The sequence below is a fragment of the Pseudomonas sp. P7758 genome (genome assembly GCF_013386485.1).
Taxonomy (GTDB): Bacteria; Pseudomonadota; Gammaproteobacteria; order Pseudomonadales; family Pseudomonadaceae; genus Aquipseudomonas.
The window spans coordinates 65,783-87,653 of sequence record NZ_JACARS010000082.1; the positions used below are offsets into that span (position 1 = coordinate 65,783).

At 61.9% G+C, this 21,871-nt stretch carries 20 protein-coding genes and 1 pseudogene; 8 read left to right on the forward strand and 13 right to left on the reverse strand.

The features are described 5' to 3' along the window. Positions 1-9: 9 nt before the first annotated feature. Genes ddlA through HX873_RS18345 form a run of 4 tightly spaced genes read right to left on the reverse strand, consistent with a single transcriptional unit; the run spans position 10 to position 2,604 of the window. Complete coding sequence (gene ddlA / locus HX873_RS18330) at positions 10-1,104, reverse strand: D-alanine--D-alanine ligase (RefSeq protein ID WP_063033162.1); 1,095 nt, start codon at positions 1,102-1,104, stop codon at positions 10-12. A gap of 43 nt (positions 1,105-1,147) precedes the next feature. Further along, positions 1,148-1,786 (reverse strand): LysE family transporter, encoded by a 639-nt coding sequence (locus HX873_RS18335; RefSeq protein ID WP_087693797.1) that lies wholly within the window; start codon positions 1,784-1,786, stop codon positions 1,148-1,150. A gap of 40 nt (positions 1,787-1,826) precedes the next feature. Beyond that, on the reverse strand, positions 1,827-2,042 hold the full coding sequence (locus tag HX873_RS18340; protein WP_010177071.1) for a helix-turn-helix transcriptional regulator: 216 nt from the start codon (positions 2,040-2,042) through the stop codon (positions 1,827-1,829). Positions 2,043-2,049: 7 nt separating this feature from the next. Continuing rightward, positions 2,050-2,604, reverse strand: coding sequence for a DUF2975 domain-containing protein (locus HX873_RS18345; protein ID WP_087693784.1), 555 nt, complete (start codon positions 2,602-2,604; stop codon positions 2,050-2,052). A gap of 202 nt (positions 2,605-2,806) precedes the next feature. Here HX873_RS18345 and HX873_RS18350 point away from each other — a divergent pair, with 202 nt between their 5' ends. After that, positions 2,807-3,610 carry an AraC family transcriptional regulator gene (locus HX873_RS18350; protein ID WP_076014932.1) on the forward strand — a complete coding sequence of 268 codons (804 nt, stop codon included), beginning with the start codon at positions 2,807-2,809 and terminating at the stop codon, positions 3,608-3,610. 121 nt (positions 3,611-3,731) lie between these two features. Here the strand turns inward: HX873_RS18350 and HX873_RS18355 are convergent, their stop codons facing one another. Next, the gene (locus HX873_RS18355; protein WP_214499967.1) at positions 3,732-5,102 is read right to left on the reverse strand and encodes an MFS transporter; all 1,371 of its coding nucleotides are present in this window, start codon (positions 5,100-5,102) and stop codon (positions 3,732-3,734) included. Between the two features lie 121 nt (positions 5,103-5,223). On the opposite strand from HX873_RS18355, the gene HX873_RS18360 reads away from it, so the two are divergent. Continuing rightward, complete coding sequence (locus HX873_RS18360) at positions 5,224-6,108, forward strand: LysR family transcriptional regulator (protein WP_102604731.1); 885 nt, start codon at positions 5,224-5,226, stop codon at positions 6,106-6,108. A gap of 164 nt (positions 6,109-6,272) precedes the next feature. On the opposite strand, the gene HX873_RS18365 is transcribed toward HX873_RS18360, so the two are convergent. The 4 genes and pseudogenes from HX873_RS18365 to HX873_RS18375 form a co-directional block, all read right to left on the reverse strand. Continuing rightward, entirely contained in the window at positions 6,273-6,848 is a 576-nt protein-coding gene (locus HX873_RS18365) for a flavin reductase family protein (RefSeq protein WP_003214424.1), read from the reverse strand. A 54-nt stretch (positions 6,849-6,902) separates the two neighbouring features. After that, the gene (locus tag HX873_RS32120) at positions 6,903-7,334 is read right to left on the reverse strand and encodes a methyl-accepting chemotaxis protein (RefSeq protein ID WP_371132413.1); all 432 of its coding nucleotides are present in this window, start codon (positions 7,332-7,334) and stop codon (positions 6,903-6,905) included. A 108-nt stretch (positions 7,335-7,442) separates the two neighbouring features. Next, positions 7,443-8,276, reverse strand: a pseudogene (locus HX873_RS32125) (PAS domain-containing protein); the annotation flags it as partial. Between the two features lie 49 nt (positions 8,277-8,325). After that, on the reverse strand, positions 8,326-8,658 hold the full coding sequence (locus HX873_RS18375; RefSeq protein WP_087693789.1) for a DUF2790 domain-containing protein: 333 nt from the start codon (positions 8,656-8,658) through the stop codon (positions 8,326-8,328). Positions 8,659-8,896: 238 nt separating this feature from the next. Between HX873_RS18375 and HX873_RS18380 the strand changes: the two genes are divergently transcribed. The 4 genes from HX873_RS18380 (at position 8,897) to HX873_RS18395 (ending at position 12,865) form a co-directional block, all read left to right on the forward strand. Beyond that, the gene (locus HX873_RS18380) at positions 8,897-10,225 is read left to right on the forward strand and encodes an OprD family porin (protein WP_134325732.1); all 1,329 of its coding nucleotides are present in this window, start codon (positions 8,897-8,899) and stop codon (positions 10,223-10,225) included. Positions 10,226-10,385: 160 nt separating this feature from the next. Then, the gene (locus HX873_RS18385) at positions 10,386-10,571 is read left to right on the forward strand and encodes a hypothetical protein (protein WP_008437498.1); all 186 of its coding nucleotides are present in this window, start codon (positions 10,386-10,388) and stop codon (positions 10,569-10,571) included. A 219-nt stretch (positions 10,572-10,790) separates the two neighbouring features. Further along, positions 10,791-11,465, forward strand: coding sequence for a heavy metal response regulator transcription factor (locus HX873_RS18390; RefSeq protein ID WP_003214417.1), 675 nt, complete (start codon positions 10,791-10,793; stop codon positions 11,463-11,465). After that, a complete protein-coding gene (locus HX873_RS18395) occupies positions 11,462-12,865 on the forward strand; it encodes a heavy metal sensor histidine kinase (protein ID WP_177020529.1) in 1,404 nt (467 codons plus the stop codon). Before HX873_RS18390 ends, HX873_RS18395 begins: the two co-directional genes overlap by 4 nt. Before the next feature lie 37 nt (positions 12,866-12,902). On the opposite strand, the gene HX873_RS18400 is transcribed toward HX873_RS18395, so the two are convergent. Genes HX873_RS18400 through HX873_RS18410 form a run of 3 tightly spaced genes read right to left on the reverse strand, consistent with a single transcriptional unit; the run spans position 12,903 to position 18,437 of the window. After that, complete coding sequence (locus HX873_RS18400) at positions 12,903-16,064, reverse strand: CusA/CzcA family heavy metal efflux RND transporter (protein ID WP_177123013.1); 3,162 nt, start codon at positions 16,062-16,064, stop codon at positions 12,903-12,905. Between the two features lie 18 nt (positions 16,065-16,082). Continuing rightward, a complete protein-coding gene (locus HX873_RS18405; RefSeq protein ID WP_177123014.1) occupies positions 16,083-17,195 on the reverse strand; it encodes an efflux RND transporter periplasmic adaptor subunit in 1,113 nt (370 codons plus the stop codon). Positions 17,196-17,213: 18 nt separating this feature from the next. Beyond that, positions 17,214-18,437, reverse strand: coding sequence for a TolC family protein (locus HX873_RS18410; protein WP_177123015.1), 1,224 nt, complete (start codon positions 18,435-18,437; stop codon positions 17,214-17,216). A gap of 161 nt (positions 18,438-18,598) precedes the next feature. Here HX873_RS18410 and HX873_RS18415 point away from each other — a divergent pair, with 161 nt between their 5' ends. Next, complete coding sequence (locus HX873_RS18415; RefSeq protein ID WP_102604739.1) at positions 18,599-19,273, forward strand: heavy metal response regulator transcription factor; 675 nt, start codon at positions 18,599-18,601, stop codon at positions 19,271-19,273. A 3-nt stretch (positions 19,274-19,276) separates the two neighbouring features. On the opposite strand, the gene HX873_RS18420 is transcribed toward HX873_RS18415, so the two are convergent. Beyond that, positions 19,277-20,182: a cation diffusion facilitator family transporter gene (locus HX873_RS18420; protein WP_003214407.1), complete on the reverse strand. Its 906-nt coding sequence runs from the start codon at positions 20,180-20,182 to the stop codon at positions 19,277-19,279. 217 nt (positions 20,183-20,399) lie between these two features. Here HX873_RS18420 and HX873_RS18425 point away from each other — a divergent pair, with 217 nt between their 5' ends. Continuing rightward, entirely contained in the window at positions 20,400-21,770 is a 1,371-nt protein-coding gene (locus tag HX873_RS18425; protein ID WP_008437508.1) for a gluconate:H+ symporter, read from the forward strand. The last annotated feature ends 101 nt before the right edge of the window (positions 21,771-21,871 follow it).

A 21,871-nucleotide genomic window follows, 5' to 3' on the forward strand; every position in this document is an offset into this window, starting at 1 on the left:
GTTACTGGTCTACCGGCTAATCTTCAACCCCTTGCGCCCCGCATGCCGCTCCAGCGCCAGCTCGATCAAGCGGCTCACCAGCTCGCTGTAGCTCATGCCTGCCGCCTGCCACAACTTCGGGTACATGCTGATGCGGGTGAACCCAGGCAACGAGTTGATCTCGTTGATCAGCACCTCACCCTCATCCGTCAGAAACACATCCACCCGCGCCAGCCCGGCACAGCCCAGGGTTTCAAACGCTTCGATGGCCAACGCACGAATGCGCTCGCTGGCTTCAACACTGATGTCCGCCGGCACCACCACTTGGGCTGCCTGGTCATCGATGTATTTGCTGTCGTAGGAATAGAACCCGTCGCGCACCACGATCTCGCCACAGCCGCTGGCGATGGGGTTCTCGTTACCCAACACGGCACATTCAATTTCCCGGCCTTTTACCGCCGACTCCACCAGCACCTTCTCATCAAACCCAAGTGCCAGCTCTACAGCAGCGTGATATTCAGCCTCGCTGCCCACCTTGCTCACCCCCACGGACGAACCCTGGTTCGCCGGTTTCACGAACATCGGCAATCCGAGTTTCTGTTGGGCGTGTTCGAAGGTGGTACGCGCCGCATTCCTGCGGTTGAGGGTAATGAACGGCGTCACGGCAATCCCGGCATCGCGTAGCAGGCGTTTGCTGATGTCCTTGTCCATGCACACCGCCGAACCCAGCACATCGGAGCCGACAAACGGCAGGTCCGCCATGCGCAGCAGGCCTTGCAGGCAGCCGTCTTCGCCGAGGGTGCCGTGGACGATCGGGAAGATCACATCGACGTGTTCCAGCGAGGCCTGGCTGGCGGTTTCCACCAGTTGCTGGCTGGCCTTGCCCGGCACGACCGCCAGTTCACGATTGGATTGATTGAGGGCGATCAGCGCCGGGTTTTCTTCGTTGAGCAGGAAGCCCGAGGTGTCGTTGAGGTGCCAGTGGCCGGCCTTGTCGATGCCGATCAGGATCGGCTCGAAGCGCGAACGGTCCAGTGCATCGACGATGTTGCGCGCCGACTGCAGCGACACTTCATGCTCGGCCGAACGGCCACCAAAAATAATCCCTACCCGCAGCTTGCTCATGATCGGCCTCACGTTTGAAAGTAAGGCTTCTTACCATGAGCCGTCAGCGATTCGCTACCAGCGTGGCGCCGAACAGCACATAACAACCACCGGCAAACCGGTCCAGCCACTTGCGCGAGCGGCTGTAGGCGTTGGCCATCCGTTCACTGGAAAACACCAGTGCCACGCAGGTGTACCAGCTGAATGACAGCGTCGCCATGGTGATCACGGCCAGGGTCAGCAGCATCGGCGACGGTGATGGGGGCATGGTGGACGCAAAGATCGTCGCGACAAACAGCGCCGCCTTGGGGTTGGACAGGTTGCCCAATAAACCCAGGCGCCAGGCGGAAAACAACGAACGCCGAGGTTCGTCGGGCAACAGGTTCTGGGCCATGGCCGGTGCCGAGCGCCGGAACAGTTTCAACCCCAGGTAAATCAGGTAGCAGCCGCCGATGATCTTGAACGCGAGGTACAACATCGGCGCTGCGGTAAACAATGACTTGATCCCCAAGCCGCCGGCCAGGCCCCACATCACGGTGCCAGTGGCCACGCCAGCGGACGCCACTACGCCATGGCGACGTGAGCAACTGGCAGCCAACTGCGCGGTATTGAAAAAGTTCGGGCCTGGCGTCACGACCGCGACGGTCCAGAGCAAGGCCAGCGACAGAAGAGGCGCGGCGTACGGCAGGCTTGGGAAAAGCATCGGTTGATCCATCCTTCAGGGAATTAAAGATCCTTGCCGTTTACAGCTCAGGTTCGGGTTCATGCACCAGCAGGTCGCCCGGCTGACACTCCAGATACTTGCAGATTGCATCCAAGGTCGCCAGCCGTATGCCCTTGACCTTGCCTTGCTTGAGCAATGACAGGTTTTGTTCGGTGATACCAATGGCGGCGGCCAGGTCCTTGGACTTGACCTTGCGCCGGGCGAGCATAACGTCCAACTCAATCACAATAGACATGCTGTTCTCAAACAAACGTGCGGTTTTCAGAATCCACTTCACTGGCCTGCCACAGGATACGCGCGATCACCGAGATGCAGCCGGCGAGAAACAGCGCCACGATGCTGGGCGGGGTAAAACTCAAGGTGAGCAGCCGCTGGCCAACCGGCTCGTTCATCGTGACCCAGACACTGAGCAAGGGCTCACACAGAAAATCCAGCAACACCCACAGTGCCACGGCCCGGCCTACTTTACCCAAGTGCTGCGCGGCGGCGCTGGAAAAATACTCCCCACGAGCATAGTTCTGGAACAGCTGGCGCAAATGATTCAAACCGGACACCAGCGCCATCAAGGGAATGCTGGAGAGCAGGACGCCGCCCAGTGTCTGCCACCAAGGGAACGTCGCAACGATCTCCGCCCGTCCCTCGATCTGTTGACCACTCAGGGCGAAACCAAACCCGAACGAAGCGCTTTGCACCGGGTAAAGCCACGCAGCGGTATTGAGCAGCAGTATGGCGACGATCAACAACAGGGTAAGCAATGCCATGCGCTGGCTGAGCTGGGCAAGACGTTGGGAATTCATGGATAAGCCTCTGAGAAATTTGAGGCGGAAAAATAAACGATTAATTATCGTAAAACAATCATTTTTTAATGATTAGCGATACCTTAACGCAAAGCCGGTACTGCCCCCGAAATTTCAGCAGTGGCACAATCGTTCAAGACCGCAGCAGACAGCCCGGTCACACTGGGGTAACGTATTTGCGTCCCGACCTGCGACTGACACCATGATCAAACCCTCTCTCGACTGGCTGCACCGCGCGCCCCACGCCAGTGGGCTGGAGCGTATCGAGGCGTATTTTGCCGGGTTTGGCTTCGACCCTCATCGCCACGACACTTACGCCATCGGCCGCACCTTGTTCGGCGTGCAGAGCTTTCACTATCGCGGCGGCATGACACACAGCCTGCCGGGGCGGACCATGGTGATCCATCCCGATGAAGTGCATGACGGCTGGGCCGGCAGCGAGGAAGGTTTCAAATACCGGATGATTTACGTGGAGCCGGCGCTGATCCAGCAGGTGCTCGGTGGCAAGCCGTTACCGTTCATCCCCGGCGGATTGTCCAGCGACCCGTGGCTGTACCGCGCCAGTGAAGTGTTGCTGCAAAGCCTGGATTGCCCGATTGATCCGTTGCAGGAACAGGACGCAATGTTTGACCTGGCCCAGGCGCTGAATAACGCGTCGGGCATCACGGTCAATCGCAAGACCTTCGACTACCGGGCCGCCGAGCGCGCACGGGAATTTATCCACAGTGCCCTGGGCCGGCCGATTACCCTCGATGAAATGGCGGAATACGCCAACCGCGACCGCTGGGCGTTGTCGCGGGATTTTCGTTTGTTGTTCGGCACCAGCCCCTATCGCTACCTGACCATGCGCCGCCTGGACCTGGTGCGCAGCCTGCTGGGCCAGGGCCAGTCATTGGTAGATGCGGCACTGACCGCCGGCTTCACCGACCAGAGCCACATGACCCGCCAGTTCCGCAGCACTTTCGGCATGCCGCCGTCGCGCTGGGTGAAGATGCTCGGGCGCTGAAATCCCGCCTTGAAATGCGATCAACCTGTAGGAGCTGGCTTGCCTGCGATGGCGGTGGGTCAGTTAATAAATTGTTGGCTGACACTCCGCTATCGCAGGCAAGCCAGCTCCTACAGTTGAACTATGTCGCTGCCGAAATCGTATTCGACGCTGGAGCTCGTTCCTTAAGGGCCAACGCCAGCACCGCACCCGCCAGGGCAATCGCCGCGCTCCACCACAACGCCAGCTCAATCCCGCCCGCCTGCGCCGCGCCCGTCGACCCACCGGCGTTCGCCAACGACACCAGCAACGCCAGCCCCAACGCACCGCCAATCTGCTGGCTGGTGGACGCCATGCCTGCCGCCACACCCTGCTCGCCCGGCCGGATGCCCAGCCCGGCGGCCACCCACATCGCCGTCCAGGTCATGCCCTGGCCAATACTCAGGATGAAAATCCCCGGCAGCAACGACCAGAACCCCGCCCCCGTCGGCAACGCCACACATACCAAAGCGATACCCACCGCGCCCGCCAACTGGCCGCTGACCAGGGTGTTGCGCAACCCCAGACGCGCCAATGAACGCTCCGCCAGCCAGATACCCGCGGTGCACACCAGCGTCGCCGGCAAAAACGCCAACCCCGCCTGCAACACGCTGTAGCCGTAGACCTGCTGGTAATACACCGCCAAAAAGTAGTACTGCACGCCAAAGCTGCTCATGAACACCGCCGTCAACACCATGGCCATGCGCAACTCGCGATAGCCCAACAAGCGAAGCGGCATCAACGGATCACGGCCCCGGTGTTCGATCCACCCAAACAATCCGAGCAGCACCAACGCCAAGGCCATGCAGCCCAGGGTCGACGGCGCCGCCCAGCCCCACTCCGGCCCCTGCACCAGGGAGAACACCAGCAAGGTGCCGCCCAGCGTCACGGTCAACGCGCCGCTGATATCAAAGTTGCGCCCGCGGGCCCGTTCGCCATCGGCGGGAATCCAGTAGCGCGCCGCCAGGGCGCAGGCGCCGGCCAACGGCACGTTCACCAGGAACACCGCTTCCCAGCCCCAGGCCTGGGTCAGCACGCCGCCGAGCAACGCGCCCAATGCCAGGCCCGCCGCAGACGCCGCGCTCCACACGGCAAACGCCCGATTACGCGCGGGCCCTTCGGCGTAGTGGGTGTTGATCAGCGCCAGCGTGGCCGGGAACAACAGCGCCCCACCCACACCCTGCACCGCCCGCGCCAGCACCAGCAGCAAGGCGCTGCCACCGAGCACCGCCGCCAGGGAAGACAGCGCATACAGAGACTGGCCAAGCATGTACAAGCGCCGCTTGCCCAACAGGTCCGCCGCCCGACCGCCCAGCAACAGGAAGCCACCAAACGCCACGCTGTAGGCACTGACCACCCACTGCAATTGCTGGGCAGAAAACCCCAGGTGGCTGCCGATTTGGGGCAGCGCGACAAACACAATGGTCGCGTCGAGGGCGATGATCAGTTGCGCGGTTGCCAGCAGCAACAGCATCCAGCCAGAGGGTCGAGAAGAAGACATCACAGTGTCCTGCCTGAAAATGAGAGGCGCCAGTTTCTTTCATGCCCAACAGATGATAAATACCCCTATCACTCTTTCAGTAATGACTTTAATCATGGATCTGAATGCTGTTCGCCTGCTGGTGCGCGTCGCCGAAACCCGCAGTTTCACTCGCGCCGCCGGAGACCTGGGGCTGACCCAATCGGGCTTGTCCCGGGCCATTTCCCGGCTGGAAAACCAGCTGGGTGTGCGCCTGCTGCAACGCAACACCCGCAGCGTCAGCCTCACGCCCGACGGGCAGATGCTGTATGAACGCAGCGCGCCGCTGCTGGCGGAACTGGCCGAAGCTGAGCGGCAAATGCTCGACCGCCGTGCCTCACCGTCCGGTTTGCTGAAGATCAGCACGCCCTCGTTGTTTGGCCGCAAGGTGGTGATGCCGGTGATCGGCGAGCTGACCCTGCAATACCCCGATCTGCGCATTGAAGCGGTAATGACCGACCGCCTGGTGGACATCGTCGACGAAGGCTTTGACGCCTTGCTGCGCACCGGCGACATCCAGGACCAACGCCTGATCGCCCGGGCACTGCCACCGCTGCGCTGGGTCACCGTCGCCTCCCCGGCTTATCTCGCGCGTTTTGGTACGCCGCAAACCGTCGATGAACTCCAGGACCACAATTGCCTGACCGTACGTAACCTGCGCACCAGCCGGCTGGTGGACTGGCAGTTCATGCTCGATGGCAGGGTGCAGGACGTGAGTGTCGAGGGGCGGTTGATCTTTGATATCGGCGATGCGCTGGTGGACGGCGCGCTGGGCGGATTCGGCATCGCCCAGGTGATGGACTTTGCGGTGCGGGAAGATCTGGCGGCCGGGCGCCTTGTGCCCTTGCTGGAGGAATTTGCCGGGCGCAGTCGGGCGATATCGCTGGTGTATCCGCCATCGCGGCAGTACTCGCCGAAGTTGATGGCGTTTGCCGAGGCACTCAGCAAAGCCCAGTGGTAACACAACCTTTGTGGCGAGGGAGCTTGCTCCCGCTCGGATGCGCAGCAGTCGTATATCTACCGACCAAGTGTATTGGCAGGAAACAATGGGACCGCTTCGCGCTCCAGCGGGAGCAAGCTCCCTCGCCACAAAACCAGGCTGTACCGGAAGAATTGGCACTGGGCTTAAAGCTGTCGCCCATCAATCGGCTCACCAATCGTCAGGAAATGCCCGCCCGCCACATGGTGCAAGGTACGCAGCGCATCCTGCCCTTCGAAATGCCAGCGACCGTCGCTGAATACGCGCTCATCAGCCTGGGCGGCCACCACTTCGGCGAGGAACAGATCGTAGGTCTGCTGGTTATGCGGTTCCGGCAGCAAGCGGCATTCCAGCCACGCCACGCAGCCTTCAAGCATCGGCGCTTCGGTGTGTTCGCCGCTGAACGTCTGCAAGTCATATGCGGCGAACTTGTCGGTCTCGCTGCCGGTGGTGTTGCCCACGGTCTGCACGATATCGGCCTGGGCCGCACACGGTACGTTGAGCACGAAAGTGCCGGCGCCTTCGAGCAGTTGCCGGGTCCAGGTGGCCTTATCCAGCACGACGGCGACTTTGGGCGGCTCGAAATCCAGCGGCATCGCCCAGGCCGCGGCCATGATGTTGCGCTGGCCGTTGTGCGCGGCGCTGACCAGTACGGTCGGGCCGTGGTTGAGCAAGCGGTAGGCCTTGGACAGCGGGACGGGACGGCGATGGTTAGGGCTCATGGACGAAAGGCTCGGAAAAAAAACCTACGATACCTCAAGCATGAGCCCGGGTGACTAGCTGCTCAGTTGATTGGCGAATTGCCCTACAGCGCTGACCACTTTCTGGGCGCCGTCCTGGATCTCGACGATCACCGTGCCCGCCTCGGCCGCCAATGCCAGCCCTTGCTCGGCCTGCAGGCGGCCATCGGTCATCAACGCCACTGCATCGCGGGCCATGTCCTGGTTCTGGCGCACCACGCCGACGATTTCCTCGGTGGCCTTGCTGGTACGCGACGCCAGTTGCCGAACCTCATCGGCCACCACCGCAAAACCACGGCCTTGCTCACCGGCACGGGCGGCTTCGATGGCGGCGTTGAGCGCCAGCAGGTTGGTCTGCTCGGCGATGCCGCTGATGGTCTTGACGATGCTGCCAATCACCTGGGACTGGGCGTTCAGCGCTTCAATGCCCTCACCCGCCTGCTCCATGTGCTTGGCCAGGTCGCGCATCACCTCCACCGCCTGGGTGACCACGGTGGTGCCGCGCTGGGCGCTGCTGTCGGTGTGCAGCGAGGTGCTGTAGGCGATGTTGGCCGCGTCGGCCACGGCCTGTTCCTGGTTGACCTGGTCGGTGATCACCGTGGCGAACTTGACCACTTTGTACAGCCGCTCGTTGGCGTCGAGCACCGGGTTATACGAAGCCTCCAGCCACACCACCCGCCCGTGGCTGTCCACTCGCTTGAAGCGGCCCGCGACGAATTCACCGGCGTTCAGGCGCTTCCAGAACTGCTGGTACTCGACGCTGCCGGCATCCTGCGGCTCACAGAATATCCGGTGATGTTTGCCCTGGATCTGCGCCAGGCTGTAACCCATGCCGTTGAGAAAACGGTCGTTGGCCGTCAGTACATTACCGTTGAGGTCGAACTCGATCACTGCCGTGGAACGCACCAGCGCGGTGATCAGGTTTTCGTGCTCGCGGGACGCCTCGATAGTGCGGGTCAGGTCGCTGGAGTACATCGAAATATGCTTGATACGCCCGTCACTGCCACGCACCGGTTGCACGATGGAGCGCAGCCACGCCTCATTGCCGTTGCCGCGCATCAGGCGTACGGAACCGGCGAAGTGTTCGCCACGCACCAGGGCGTTCGTGAAGCGCAGTTGAAAAGTGTCGTGCTTGACGTGCGCCGGCACCAGATCCTCGATCAGGCGGCCTTGCAGCTGGCTTGCCTGGTAAGCCATCTCTTGAAGGAAGATGGCATTGACGGATTCGATGCGCCCTTCGGGATCCAGGGTCAGGGCCATCATTTCGCTTTCCAGGCTCTCCTTGACCTGCTGCAAACTGGATAATTCTTCGCGAAGAGCAGACAGCTCCTGCTTGAGACGGGTGTTGAACATGGAAGCACCGGTGGGCAAATGAGGGCGGGATCTGACCTGCATCGGCGCTGCCGGCATTTTCTTAAGAGAGCTTTAGCCCATTGCCCAACTATATTTTTTCAGCCCCTCAACTGCCGTTGTTACGGCAGATGCCCATCACTTGGTAGTGGAGCGTGTTGAGCTTGCCGGTGGAGTCTTCGTAGGTCATGCGTGACGGCACCGCGCTGCACGAGCGGATCGGCGGCGTGACATTCACCACCTTGGCAATGTCCAGCTTCATGCCGTAGCGATACACCAGCACCTCGGGCGCAGGCTTGCCCTTTCTGGCCGCGTAGGCGGCCATGGCTTGCTCATTGTTTTGCATCAATTGGGCGAAGGTGCGGTCGCCTCCACCTTCGGCCATCGCGCCGGCGGAAACGATCAGGGCCAATGCAGCGACAGTGGTTTTCAGGGTATTCATGAGGGCGTCCTCGTCTGACTTATTGAATTAAAAGTTCAGAGCAAGAATAACTAACCAAGCCTGTCGCAAAGTTCACCGACAGATTACTTATCCGTTATGTTTTATTGAAATTCCAAAATTGTAATCTGTGCGCCACCTCGCCGTTATCTCGTGTTTGCAACTATCTGCCCGGGCGCCATCACAACAAGAATGCCCCATCGATAAGAAGCTGATAGCTGCCACTACCGAGGAGCGCTACATGAGCACTAACCGCACATTTTCACTCTCCATGATTGCCGCCCTGGCGGGGCTCACCCCGCTGTCAGGCATGGCCGTGGAAGAAAAACCCGAAGGGTTTATCGAAGGCAGCACCTTGAACGTGCTGGCCCGCAACTTCTACTTCAACCGCGATGACCGCAAGGGCCAGTCGAGCCCCACCGGCAATGGCTATTCCGAAGCCTGGGCCCAGGGTTTTATCGGCAAGTTCGAATCCGGATTCACTCAGGGTCCGGTGGGTTTCGGCCTCGATGCGTTTGCGATGTATGGCCTGAAACTCGACTCCGGCACCGGCCGCAGCGGCGGCAAGGGCTCGTTCGGCGTACTGCCGGTAGACAGCGACAACCACCCCGAGGATGGCTACAGCAAGCTCGGCGGCGCGGTAAAAGTGCGTCTGCTGGATACCGTGATCAAGGCCGGTGACGTGTTCCCGCTGACCCCGGTGGTGGCCTACGGCGACTCGCGGGTGTTGCCGGAAAGCTTCCGTGGCGTCACCGCGCAAAACACCAGCATTGACGGATTGAGCTTGCAGGCCGGGCACTTGAGCGGCATGAGCCAGCCTACTCAAAGCGGCATGGATAAAGGCTTCGCGACGTTTTATGCGGGCAAGGTGGATTCACCCTGGATCGGCTATGCCGGCGGCGACTACCAGGTGAACAAACACCTCAGCGTCAGCCTGTACACCAGCCGCCTGAAGGATGCCTGGGACCAGTACTACTTCGGCAGCGCCGCCAGCTACCCGCTGAACGATGACGTGTCGCTGTTTGGCGACTTCAACTATTACAAGGCCGTGGACGAGGGCAAGAAACGCCTTGGCGAGTTCGATAACAACATCTGGAGCGCCAGGCTCGGGGTCAAGGTCGGCGCCCACAGCCTGGCCCTGTCGCACCAGCGCAACAACGGCGATGACGACTTTGACTACCTGCGCATGTCGGACTCGATCTTCCTCAACAACTCGATCCAGTACAGCGACTTCAACTCGCCCAGGGAACGCTCGTGGATGCTCGCCTATAACCTCGACATGCAGGCCTTCGGCATTCCTGGCCTGACCTTCATGACCCGCTATGGCAAAGGTACCGGCGCCGACTATAGCAACGCCAACAGCGTGTACATGCGCCGTGACGCGGCCGGCGACCCGCTGACCGATCAACGCCGCTGGGAGCGGGATATCGAGGCGAAGTACGTGGTGCAGGGCGGTAACTTGAAAGACCTGTCGCTGCGTTTGCGCCAGGCGACCGTTCGCTCAAGTGCCTTTGAGTCGGACTTGGAAGAAGTTCGGTTGATTGTCGAATACCCATTGGCAATTCTGTAAATGAACACAACGGCAAATGCTTACATTCATTTGCCGTTGACTAACATCTGTTCACAAATTGAAGCCTGTCAGAACTGTAATATGCGCCTCACCTTCTCGTTAAGTTGCGCTTCATATACTGGTCACAACTAACGGCACACGCCTTATTTGGAGACACGTCATGAAGCCATCCCACCTGTTATTGATCAGTTTTCTCGGCGCCACTTCCACCCTCGCATTCGCCGACGACGGCGCCGACCGCTCCCGGCAGTTCCTCGCCGAGTTCCGCCAGCAACAGCAGCAGGTCCACGGTGAACAGTCCGTGGCCGAGACCGCGCCCGCCGACGCACAGAAGCAGTCGATCTGAACGGCGCACACCGAGCACATTCATCTCTGAAGCTTTTGTGTAGCTCCTTTGGAAAGAGATGAATTTTTAACGCCCCGGATGGGGCGTTTTTTTTGCCCGCCCGTTCTGCAACGCAACAACCAGTCACAAACTGGCTGATTGACCCTGTAGCTACTTCAGCCTTCAGGCTTCGGAAAATTCGAATTTCAGTCTCTCTCTATCAGTAAAAGGTAAACCCCCATGCGTATCCTTGTGGTTGAGGACGAGCAAAAAACCGCCGCCTACCTGCAGCAGGGCCTGACCGAAAGCGGTTACGTGGTCGACTGCGCCGCCAGCGGCGTGGACGGCCTGCACCTGGCCGGGCAACACGCTTATGAACTGGTGATTCTCGATGTAAACCTGCCGGCCAAGGACGGCTGGGAAGTGCTTGAGCAACTGCGCCGCGACAGCAACCAACGGGTGATGATGCTCACAGCCCGTGGCCGGCTGACTGACAAGATCAAGGGCCTGGACATGGGCGCCGATGATTACCTGGTCAAACCCTTCGAATTCCCCGAATTGCTGGCCCGGGTGCGTACGCTGTTGCGCCGCAGCGAGCACATACCGGTGCCGGAAGTCTTCCGCGTGTCGGACCTTGAACTGGACCCGCGCCGCCACCGCGCCTATCGCGGCACCCGGCGCATTGACCTGACTACCAAGGAGTTCGCGCTGCTGCATGTGCTGATGCGTCAGTCCGGCGAAGTGCTGACCCGCACGCAGATTATTTCCCTGGTGTGGGACATGAATTTCGACTGCGACACCAACGTGGTGGAGGTCTCCATCAGCCGCCTGCGGGCCAAGGTCGATGACCAGAGTGACGTCAAGCTGATCCATACCATTCGCGGCGTGGGCTATGTGCTGGAGGCCCGCCAATGAAAGCCAGCAGCCTGTCGATGCGCCTCGGGCTGACGGTGAGCCTGATGGGCGCGGGCCTGGTGGTGCTGCTCGCGACACTGGCCTACCTGGCGCTGACCCACGAGCTTGAGAAACTGGCGCGCAAGGGCCTGGAAAGCAAGATGGAGCAGATCCAGCACAGCCTCGCCCTCGGCCTGGACACCCGCGACATAAAGGCCCGCCCGCATTCGCTGATGGACCTGGTGATGGGGCATGACAATTTCTACCTGACCATCGTCGGCACCGCACCCGATGAAGCGGTGCTGCTGAGCGTCGGTGCCAAGCCACAGGAACCGTTGCTGACCGACTTCGCACCACGCCAGACCCTCGGTTACCTGAACTGGGACGACAGCAACGGTAACCAGGTGCTCAGCGCCTCCAGCCTGATGCGCCTGTCCAGCGGCGAACGCGTCCGGGTGCTGCTGTCCCTGGACCGCATGGACGATCAGGCATTGCTCAGTGCTTACCTGCGTTCCACGGTGATCGCCCTGCCGCTGCTGTTGCTGCTGATCGGCATCGGCGCGTGGTGGGTGGTGCAACGCGGGCTCGCACCGCTGCAACAGTTCAGCCGCGTCGCGGCCAAGGTCACCACACAGGATCTGACCCACCGCCTGGCTGTGGATAACTTGCCCAACGAGTTGGGCGAGTTGGCGCAGGGCATCAACTTCATGCTGCAGCGCCTGGATGGCGGTGTGCAGCAGCTGTCGCAGTTCTCCGATGACCTGGCCCACGAGCTGCGCGCACCGCTGACCAACTTGATGGGCAAGGCCCAGGTGACGTTGTCCCGGGAGCGCCCGCCCGAGGAGTACAAGGCGGTGCTGGAATCCAGCACCGAAGAAATGGAGCGGCTGGCGCGGATCGTTTCCGACATGCTGTTCCTGGCACAGGTCAGCCACCCGGCGGCGCGGGTTTCGTTTGCGCCCGTGTCCCTGGCCGCTGAAGCACGCCGGGTGATGGAACTGTTTGCGTTGAGTGCCGAAGACAAGCAACTGAGCCTGAGCCTTCACGGTGATGCCTCGGTGCATGGCGATCGCCTGATGATTCAGCGGGCGATTTCCAACTTGTTGTCCAATGCCATCCGTCATACGCCACACGCTTCCACGGTGTCGTTGCAGGTGGAAACCCACGGGCAGCAAGTCTCGCTGTCGGTGGGCAACCCGGGCCCGGGGATTGAAGCGCACCACCTGCCGAACCTGTTCGAGCGTTTCTACCGCGTCGACAGCAGCCGCGCCCGCTCCGAAGGGGGGACCGGGCTGGGGCTGGCCATCGTGCGGTCGATCATGACCCTGCATCAAGGCCGGGCAGAAGTCAGCAGCGAGCCCGGAGATTTCACTGTGTTTCGGTTGGTGTTTCCCCTTCATACCAACGCTATCTGCCAATAACCCATTGTGGCGAGGGAGCTTGCTCCCTCGCCACAGGTTATTGGCCAGGCATCGGGCGGTCTTCCTGTTCTTCACGCCGGTGCGCCCAGTGATACAGCGCCGGCAATACCAGCAGGGTCAGCAGCGTCGACGAAATAATCCCGCCAATCACCACCGTCGCCAACGGGCGCTGCACTTCGGCGCCGGTGCCGGTGGCCAGGGCCATGGGGATAAACCCCAGCGACGCCACCAACGCCGTCATCAACACCGGGCGCAAGCGCGTCAGGGCGCCTTCGTTGATGGCCACCGACAATGAGCGCCCCTCTTCCCGCAGGTTGCGAATGAACGCAATCATCACCAACCCGTTCAGCACCGCCACCCCCGACAGCGCGATAAAACCCACGCCCGCCGAGATCGACAACGGAATGTCCCGCAGCCACAGCGCCATGATCCCGCCGGTCAACGCGAAGGGAATCCCGGTGAACACCAGAAGCCCGTCCTTGAGGTTGTTGAACATCATGAACAGCAACCCGAACACCAGCAGCAACGCCACCGGCACCACGATGCGCAAGCGCTCGGAAGCTTCCTTCAACTGCTCGAACTGGCCGCCCCAGGTGGTCCAGTAGCCCGCGGGGATTTTCACCTGAGTGTCGATGGCCGTCCCGGCTTCCTCGACAAACGAGCCGATATCGCGCCCACGCACGTTGGCGCTGACGATCATCAGGCGTTTGCCGTTTTCACGGCTGATCTGGTTGGGGCCGAGCACCAGGTCCAGGCTGGCGACTTCCGACAGCGCGATAAAACCCAACTGCCCCGCCGCGTTATTCGCCAGCGCCGGGATCGGAATCAACAGCCGCGACAGGCCTTCGATATCGGTGCGCAGCGCGTCCGACAAACGCACGACCATGTCAAAACGCCGGTCGCCTTCGTACATCGTCCCGGCCTGGCGCCCACCCACGGCGACGGCGATCGTGTCTTGCACATCGCCCACGTTCAGGCCGAAACGCGCAGCCTTGTCGCGGTCGATATTGATGGTCAGCACCGGCAGGCCGGAGGTCTGTTCCACCTTCACTTCCGAGGCGCCCTTGAGGGTTTGCAAGGTCTCGGCGATTTCCCCGGCGGTCTTGTTGAGCACCGCCATGTCGTCACCAAACACCTTCACCGCCACGTCACTGCGCACGCCGGAAATCAGTTCGTTGAAGCGCAGCTGGATCGGTTGCGACAGTTCATACACGCTGCCCGGCACAATCGCACTGGCGCGCTGGATGTCGGCGATGATTGCCTCGCGGGACTTCTTCGGGTCGGGCCACTGGTCCTTGGGCTTGAGCATCACGTAGCTGTCGGAGATGTTCGGCGGCATCGGGTCGGAGGCGATTTCCGCGGTGCCGGTGCGGGCGAATACCCGCTCGATTTCCGGCACCTCAGCCATCAAGGTCTTTTCCAGTTGCTGCTGCATCTGTACCGACTGCGTCAGGCTGGTGCCCGGCACCCGCAACGCTTGTTGGGCGAAATCACCCTCGCTGAGGCTGGGGATAAATTCGCTGCCCATGCGACTGGCCACCAGGCCCGACGCAACGATGGCCAGCACCGCCAGGCCGAACACCAGCGGCCGGCGCGCCATCACCCAATCCAGCACCGGCGCGTAGACACGGCGTGCGCTGCGCATCACCAGGTTTTCCTCTTCCTTGACCTTGCCGGTGACGAACAGCGCAATGGCCGCCGGCACGAAGGTCACGGACAGAATCATTGCCCCCAGCAGCGCGATCACCACGGTGAACGCCATCGGGTGGAACATCTTCCCGGCCACCCCGGTGAGGGCGAAGATCGGCAGGTACACCACCATGATGATCAGTTGCCCGAAGATCAGCGCGCGCCGCGCTTCCTTGGCCGCCGCAAACACTTCATGCAGGCGCTCGCTGCGGGTCAGCAATCGCCCGTGGCGCTGCTGGGTGTGGGCCAGGCGGCGGATGGCGTTTTCGACGATCACCACCGCGCCATCCACGATAATCCCGAAATCCAGCGCGCCGAGGCTCATCAGGTTGGCGCTGACCTTGTTGGTAAACATCCCGGTAAAGGTGAACAACATGGCCAGGGGAATCACCATCGCGGTGATCAGCGCGGCGCGGATATTCCCCAGGAACAGGAACAATACCGCCACCACCAACAGCGCCCCTTCGAAGAGGTTTTTCTTCACGGTGCTGATGGCTTTTTCCACCAGGTTGGTGCGGTCGTAGACGGTGACGGCCACCACACCTTCAGGCAGCGAACGGTTGATCTCTTCGAGTTTTTTCGCGACCGCCTGGGACACCGTGCGGCTGTTTTCGCCGATCAACATGAACACCGTGCCCAGCACCACTTCGCGGCCATTTTCCGTGGCGGCGCCGGTACGCAGCTCGCGGCCAATGTCGACCTGGGCGACGTTGCGTACCCGAATCGGCGTACCGTCGGAAGTGGTGATGACGATGTTGGCAATGTCGTCGATGGACGCGACTTGCCCCGGCGCACGGATCAGCAATTGCTCGCCGCTGCGCTCGATGTAGCCGGCGCCGACGTTGGCGTTGTTGCGCTCCAGCGCCGTGACCAGGTCGCCCAAGGTCAGGTTGTAGGCCGCCAGGCGCTTGGGGTCCGGGGCGATCTGGTATTCCTTGGCAAACCCGCCGATGGTGTTGATCTCGGCCACCCCCGGCACGTTGCGCAGTTGCGGCTTGATGATCCAGTCCTGGATCACCCGCAGGTCGGTCGGCGTATAGGCTGAGCCGTCCTCCTTGCGCGCGCCGTCTTTCGCCTCCACGGTCCACAGGAAGATTTCCCCGAGCCCGGTGGAGATCGGCCCCATCATGCTTTCGATACCATCGGGGAGTTGCTCGCGAGCCACCTGCAAGCGTTCGTTGACCAGCTGGCGGGCGAAGAACAGGTCGGTGCCGTCCTTGAAAATCACCGTGACCTGGGACAAGCCCGAGCGCGACAGCGAGCGGGTCTGCTGCAAGCCCGGCAGCCCGGCCATGGCGGTCTCGATGGGAAAGGTGATGCGCTGCTCGGTTTCCAGCGGCGAAAAACCCGCCGCCGCCGAGTTGATCTGCACCTGGACGTTGGTGATATCCGGCACGGCGTCGATGGGCAATTTCTGATAGCTGGCGATACCGACACCGGCCATCAACAGCACCGCCAACAGCACGATGATGCGCTGCTCGATGGCGAATTGGATAAGGCGCTCAAACATGGGGAATCACTCGCAGGATCAATGGGCGTGCTCGGCCGAGGCCTTGCCCAACTCGGACTTGAGGATGAAGCTGCCGACGGTGGCCACCTGCGCGCCGGCGTCGAGGCCCTGGCGCACTTCGACGAAACCGTTTTCGCTGACGCCCAGTTCGATATGCCGGGTCATGAAGCCGTCGCTGGTGCGCACGAACACCGAGGGTTTGTCCTCGACGGTCTGGATTGCCTCCTGGGGGACGGTGACCTTGGCCGGGTAGGTGTCGGTGGCGACCTGCACGGAAACGAACAGCCCTGGACGCCACGAAGCGTCGGGGTTCGGCACCGTGACGCGCACGGTGGCCGTGCGGGTCTGCTCCCCCAGCAAGTTGCCGACATAGGCCACGGTACCGAGCACTTCGGTGCCCATTTCCGAGGACGTGACCTTCACCGGTTTGCCGACCCGGACCTTGTTCAAATCCTTGGGGAACACGCCGAAGGTCACCCACACCTGGGACAGGTCCGACAGGGTGAAGGCGTTGCTGGTCTCGCTCACCACTTCGCCGACACCCAGGTGTTTTTCCACTACTACGCCGTCGAACGGCGCCCGCAGTTCGTAGCGATTGCCGCCGACCAATACGGCGCTGCCGCTCAGGGCGTTCATCTTTTGCCGGGCATTGTTCAGGGCAATTTCGGCCTCTTGCAGCGCCTGGCGCGCCAGCAGGTAATCCTGTTCGGCGGAGATCCTGTCCTGCCACAACTGGCGCTCGCGCTGGAAGGTGGTGCGGGCCAGTACCACCCGGCGCTCACTGGCCGCCAGTTCACTGCGCTGATCGGAAATCTGCTGGCTGGCGATCACTGCCAGCAGCTCGCCCTTCTTCACCGATTGGCCGAGGTTGACCTGCACCGACTCCACCACGCCGGCAGCACGCGGCACGATGTGGGAGGTGCGGTCTTCGTCGAAACGCACCTCGCCCGGCAGCGAAAGCACAGTGCTGATCTGCCGGGATTGCGCCGGGGCCAGTTGAATACCGGCGGCCTGGACCTGCTGTTCGGTCAGCTCGATCTTGCCTTCTTCTTCCGCCTCTGCCGCACCGCTGATGGCCGGCCACGCCAGCATCAGCGCAACGGCCAGTGCCATCCTGTGTTTGTTGTTCATGGAACGCTCCTGAAAAAATCAAAACCGGGCGAGGTCGCCGTAAATCCGTTCGATGCGCACCCAGGCTTCGGTGGCCTGGGCCGTCGCCGCGAGGTATTGGGTGCGGGCCGCAATCAAGGTGCGCTGGGCGTCGAGTACGTCGAGGAAGTTGAACTTGCCCATCTCGAAACCACGGGTGGCGCTGTCCACCGCGCTTTGTGCGGCGGGCAGGATCTGTTGGTTGAACGAGCGCACTTCGGTATTCGCGGTTTGCCAAAGGTCCAGGGCCTGGCGGGTTTCGGTGCGCAGGCGCAGTTCGGCGGCGTTGCGCAGGTCGCGGGCCTGGTCGGCACGGCGACTCGCGGCCAGCACGTTGCCCTGGTTGCGGTTGAACAGCGGGATCGGCATCGACACGCCCACCACGTTGACCCGCTCGCGCACGCTGGCGTCGTATTGGCTGCCGATGGACACGTCGAGGTCGGGAATGCGCTGGGCTTTTTCCAGGCCCAGGGCCGCTTCGCCCTGGACGATTTGCAGCTCGGCCAGGCGCAGTTCGGCGGTCTGTTCCAGGCGCGCCAGCAGCTGCGCGGGCGACGGTAATGCCGGGGCGGCCTGGGCTTGGGTGGCGACGGCCTGGAAATCGGTGCTGGCCGCGCCAGTACTGGCGGCGAGACGCCGGTAGGCATCGGTCAGGCCCATCTGCGCGCGGTTGAATTCCAGGCGGATTTCCGAGAGTTGCACCTGGGCCCGGGTGGCTTCCACCGGGGACGTTTTGCCGGCGGTGACGCGACCACTGGCCACCACCAGGCCGCGCTCGGCCAATGCCAATGAGCGCTGGGCCAGGTCGAGGCGTTCCTGGGCGCGAAGTGCACCGTAGTAACCGTCGATGACCTCCGCTCGCAGACCGTTGCGGCGCTGTTCCAGGGTGAGTGCGGCCGCCTCCTGGGCACGGGTGGCGACATCAATCCGGGCGCCGCGCTTGCCACCCAGTTCCAGGGTTTGGCTCAGTTTTACGGTGGTGGTGCGCGAGTTGCGGCGGGTGTCTTCGGCATCCCAGGAGGCCACCGGATTCGGAATCAAACCGGCCTGCTGGCGACCGCCTTGGGCGATGTCGATTTCCCACTGCGCAGCGGCCATGTCGGGGTTGTTGGCGAAGGCGGTTTGCAGGGCCGATTCGAGGGTCAGGGTTTGCGCGTTTGCGCCCTGGACCGTCATCAGCAACAGCACCGAAGCGCCGATAAACGTGCGGACAAAAGTTGGCATAACAATAGTTCCATGCCCATGAATTAACAGGTGGGCAATGTAACTTTCGGTACTTATCAGAGGAGTGGCCAGAACATTACAAATCCGTTAGCAACGGCTCTGGCGCGGGCTTTTGCTTTAAGCTCCTGGCAACTTTTCCACTGCCCAGCGGGATCCTCGACATGCGTATTCTGGTTATCGAAGACGAACCTAAAACCGCCGATTATCTACATCAGGGATTGAGCGAAAGTGGCTATATCGTCGACTGTGCCGCCACCGGCGCCGACGGCCTGCATTTGTCTCGCCAGCACGCCTACGACCTGGTGATGCTCGACGTGAATTTGCCGTTGATGGATGGCTGGGACGTGCTGCAACGCATCCGCCAGAACAGCAGCACCCGCATCATGATGCTGACCGCCCAGGGCCGCCTCGCCGACCGGATCAAGGGCCTGGACCTGGGCGCCGATGATTACCTGGTCAAGCCGTTTGAGTTCCCCGAATTACTCGCGCGGGTGCGCAACTTGATGCGCCGCAGCGTGCATTCGCCGGTGCCGGATGTGTTGCGGGTGGCCGACCTGGAATTGGATCAGGGCCGCCACCGGGCGTTTCGCGGTTTGCAGCGCATCGACCTGACCACCAAGGAGTTCGCCCTGCTGCACCTGCTGATGCGCCAGAGCGGCGTGGTGCTGTCGCGCACGCAAATTATCTCGTTCGTGTGGGACATGAACTTTGATTGCGACACCAATGTGGTGGAAGTGTCGATCCGCCGCCTGCGGGCGAAGATCGATGACCCGTTCGAGCGCAAGTTGATCCATACCTTGCGCGGCGTGGGTTATGTGCTGGAAGACCGTGAGTGACGGTCAGGCGTGCACCTCGTCGTGCTCGTCATGCTGAAAACCTTCGCCCTCGATCTGGATCGTGGCGTGGGAAATATCGAATTGTTCATGCAGTAACTCCGTCACCTGGCTGAGGATCTGTTGCTCGCTGCCTTGGGCAGAATCCGCCACCAGATGAGTACTCAGCACATTTTTGCCGCTGGTGAGGGCCCAGATATGCAGGTCGTGCACGTCCTTGACCCCGGGAACGCCGCGAATCGCCTGCTCCACCTTGTCGATATCAATGCCATCCGGCACACCTTGCAGCAGCACGTTCATGCTTTCCTTGAGCAGCGTCCAAGTGCGGGGCAACACCCAGAAGCCAATCGCTGCCGCCACCACCGAATCCACCCAGCCCCAGCCGGTGTACATGATCACCAGCGCCGCGATGATCACGCCGATGGAGCCGAGCATGTCACTCCAGACTTCCAGGTAAGCGCCCTTCACATTCAGGCTTTCGCCGCTGGCCGCACTCAGCAGGCGCATGGAAATCAGGTTGACGATCAGCCCCAGCACCGCGATCACCAGCATGCCGGTGGACTGGATCTCGGCGGGCGCCTGCAAGCGTTGATACGCCTCATACAGGATGTAGAACGCCACGCCGAACAGCAGCAGCGCATTAAACGCTGCCGCCAGGATCTCGAAACGCGCATAGCCGAAGGTGCGCTTGCGGTCGGCGGCGCGTTTGGCGACCTGGATCGCCACCAGGGAAATCCCTAGCGCCAGGGCGTCGGTCATCATGTGCGCGGCATCGGACAACAGCGCCAGGCTGCCGGTGATAAAGGCGCCGATCACCTCGGCGATCATAAAGCTGCCGGTCAGTGCCAATGCGATCCATAACAGCCGTTCGTGGCCGGCGCGTACCTGGGCGTGGCTGTGTCCTGCGCTCATGAAATATCCTCGTGGGTGGTCGTCCGGTTGATCATAGAGCTATAGGCCAAAACCACCGGCACGAGTTGCAAAATTGTCATCTCGCCGTCAGCTGAGCGTTAAGCCATACGCACCAAAATTGAACATGAACGCTCTGGAACCGTTGTATCAGGTATGCTTTTCGAGCAGGAAACAAAAAGAAACATATTAGCCAACCTGTTCGATAAGGAGTCCCGTTTTGGAGTTATCGACTGCCGCGTGGATGGTTCACGACACCCGCCTCATGTTCTGCGTATTACTGGCCATCGCCAGCATCATTGTGTTGATCAGCGCGACCAAGCTGCCGCCCTTCCTGTCGATCCTGATCGGTACGTTTATCGCCGGCGTCGGCGCGGGCTTGCCGCCGGAAGAAGTGGCCAAGGCCTTCAGCAAAGGCGCCGGGGCGATCCTCGGTGAAGCCGGGATCATCATTGCCCTGGGCTCGATGCTCGGCGCGTTGATGGCCGAATCCGGCGCTGCCGACCGTATCGCCACCACCCTGCTGGGGTTGGGTAAAGGCAAGTCATTGCCGTGGGTGATGGCGCTGGTGGCGATGGTGATTGGCCTGCCGCTGTTCTTCGAAGTGGGCCTGGTGATGATGGTGCCGATCATCTTCGTGATGGCCAAGCGTTCGAACCAGCCGCTGCTGAAAATCGCAATTCCGGCGCTGGCGGGGATGACCACCCTGCACGCCTTGATGCCACCGCATCCGGGGCCGCTGATTGCGGTCAGCGCGTTGCACGCCGACCTGGGCCTGACCATGTTGCTGGGCTTCTGCCTGGCGGTACCGGCCGTGATTCTGGCCGGCCCGTTGTACGGCAACTGGCTGTCCAAGCGCATGCACGTGGATGAGCCGGCCGACATTGGCGCGCTGTTCAGCGCACCGCCCAAGGCGCCGCGCCAGCCGAGTTTTGGTGTGTCGCTGCTGATCATCCTGTTGCCGGTGATCCTGATGCTCGGCAGCACCCTGGCCAAGGTTGCCATGTCGCCGGAAAGCCCGGTGGCACTGACCTTGAAGTTCCTCGGTGAGCCGTTGATCGCGCTGGGCCTGGCGGTGATTGCCGCGGTGATCTGCCTGGGCTGGGCCAGCGGCATGCCGCGGGCCGATGTCGGCAACACCCTGCGCAAGGCGCTGGCGCCGATCGCGGTGCTGCTGCTGACCATCGGCGCCGGTGGCGGGTTGAAGCAAACCCTGCTGGATGCCGGCGTGAGCCAGACCATCAGCAAGGTGGCCGAAGGCGCGCACATGCCGTACCTGTTGCTGGCCTGGTTGATTGCGGTGGCGCTGCGTCAGGCCACGGGGTCGGCGACCGTCGCCACCACGACAACGGCGGGCATCCTCGCGCCGATGATGGCGGGATTGGCGGCGACGCAAAGCTCACTGGTCGCCCTGGCGATTGGTGCCGGCTCGGTGTTCTTCTGCCACGTCAACGATGCCGGCTTCTGGATGGTGCGTGAGTACTTCGGCTTGCAGCTGAAGCAGACGATCTGGGTGTGGTCGGTGTTGCAGACCATTGTGTCGGTGGTGGGCCTGGTGGGCACGCTGCTGATGTGGCACTTCCTGACGTAATGATCGTTCCCACGCTCCGCGTGGGAATGCATCCGTGACGCTCCGCGTCACACGAGCGGACGCGGAGCGTCCAGGGAGTCGTTCCCACGCAGAGCGTGGGA

Coding starts and splice junctions, on each gene's coding strand:
- ddlA (WP_063033162.1), bottom strand. CDS start 1,104: ATGAGCAAGCTGCGGGTAGGGATTATTTTTGGTGGCCGTTCGGCCGAG.
- HX873_RS18335 (WP_087693797.1), bottom strand. CDS start 1,786: ATGCTTTTCCCAAGCCTGCCGTACGCCGCGCCTCTTCTGTCGCTGGCC.
- HX873_RS18340 (WP_010177071.1), bottom strand. CDS start 2,042: ATGTCTATTGTGATTGAGTTGGACGTTATGCTCGCCCGGCGCAAGGTC.
- HX873_RS18345 (WP_087693784.1), bottom strand. CDS start 2,604: ATGAATTCCCAACGTCTTGCCCAGCTCAGCCAGCGCATGGCATTGCTT.
- HX873_RS18350 (WP_076014932.1), top strand. CDS start 2,807: ATGATCAAACCCTCTCTCGACTGGCTGCACCGCGCGCCCCACGCCAGT.
- HX873_RS18355 (WP_214499967.1), bottom strand. CDS start 5,102: ATGCTGTTGCTGCTGGCAACCGCGCAACTGATCATCGCCCTCGACGCG.
- HX873_RS18360 (WP_102604731.1), top strand. CDS start 5,224: ATGGATCTGAATGCTGTTCGCCTGCTGGTGCGCGTCGCCGAAACCCGC.
- HX873_RS18365 (WP_003214424.1), bottom strand. CDS start 6,848: ATGAGCCCTAACCATCGCCGTCCCGTCCCGCTGTCCAAGGCCTACCGC.
- HX873_RS32120 (WP_371132413.1), bottom strand. CDS start 7,334: ATGCGCGACCTGGCCAAGCACATGGAGCAGGCGGGTGAGGGCATTGAA.
- HX873_RS18375 (WP_087693789.1), bottom strand. CDS start 8,658: ATGAATACCCTGAAAACCACTGTCGCTGCATTGGCCCTGATCGTTTCC.
- HX873_RS18380 (WP_134325732.1), top strand. CDS start 8,897: ATGAGCACTAACCGCACATTTTCACTCTCCATGATTGCCGCCCTGGCG.
- HX873_RS18385 (WP_008437498.1), top strand. CDS start 10,386: ATGAAGCCATCCCACCTGTTATTGATCAGTTTTCTCGGCGCCACTTCC.
- HX873_RS18390 (WP_003214417.1), top strand. CDS start 10,791: ATGCGTATCCTTGTGGTTGAGGACGAGCAAAAAACCGCCGCCTACCTG.
- HX873_RS18395 (WP_177020529.1), top strand. CDS start 11,462: ATGAAAGCCAGCAGCCTGTCGATGCGCCTCGGGCTGACGGTGAGCCTG.
- HX873_RS18400 (WP_177123013.1), bottom strand. CDS start 16,064: ATGTTTGAGCGCCTTATCCAATTCGCCATCGAGCAGCGCATCATCGTG.
- HX873_RS18405 (WP_177123014.1), bottom strand. CDS start 17,195: ATGAACAACAAACACAGGATGGCACTGGCCGTTGCGCTGATGCTGGCG.
- HX873_RS18410 (WP_177123015.1), bottom strand. CDS start 18,437: ATGCCAACTTTTGTCCGCACGTTTATCGGCGCTTCGGTGCTGTTGCTG.
- HX873_RS18415 (WP_102604739.1), top strand. CDS start 18,599: ATGCGTATTCTGGTTATCGAAGACGAACCTAAAACCGCCGATTATCTA.
- HX873_RS18420 (WP_003214407.1), bottom strand. CDS start 20,182: ATGAGCGCAGGACACAGCCACGCCCAGGTACGCGCCGGCCACGAACGG.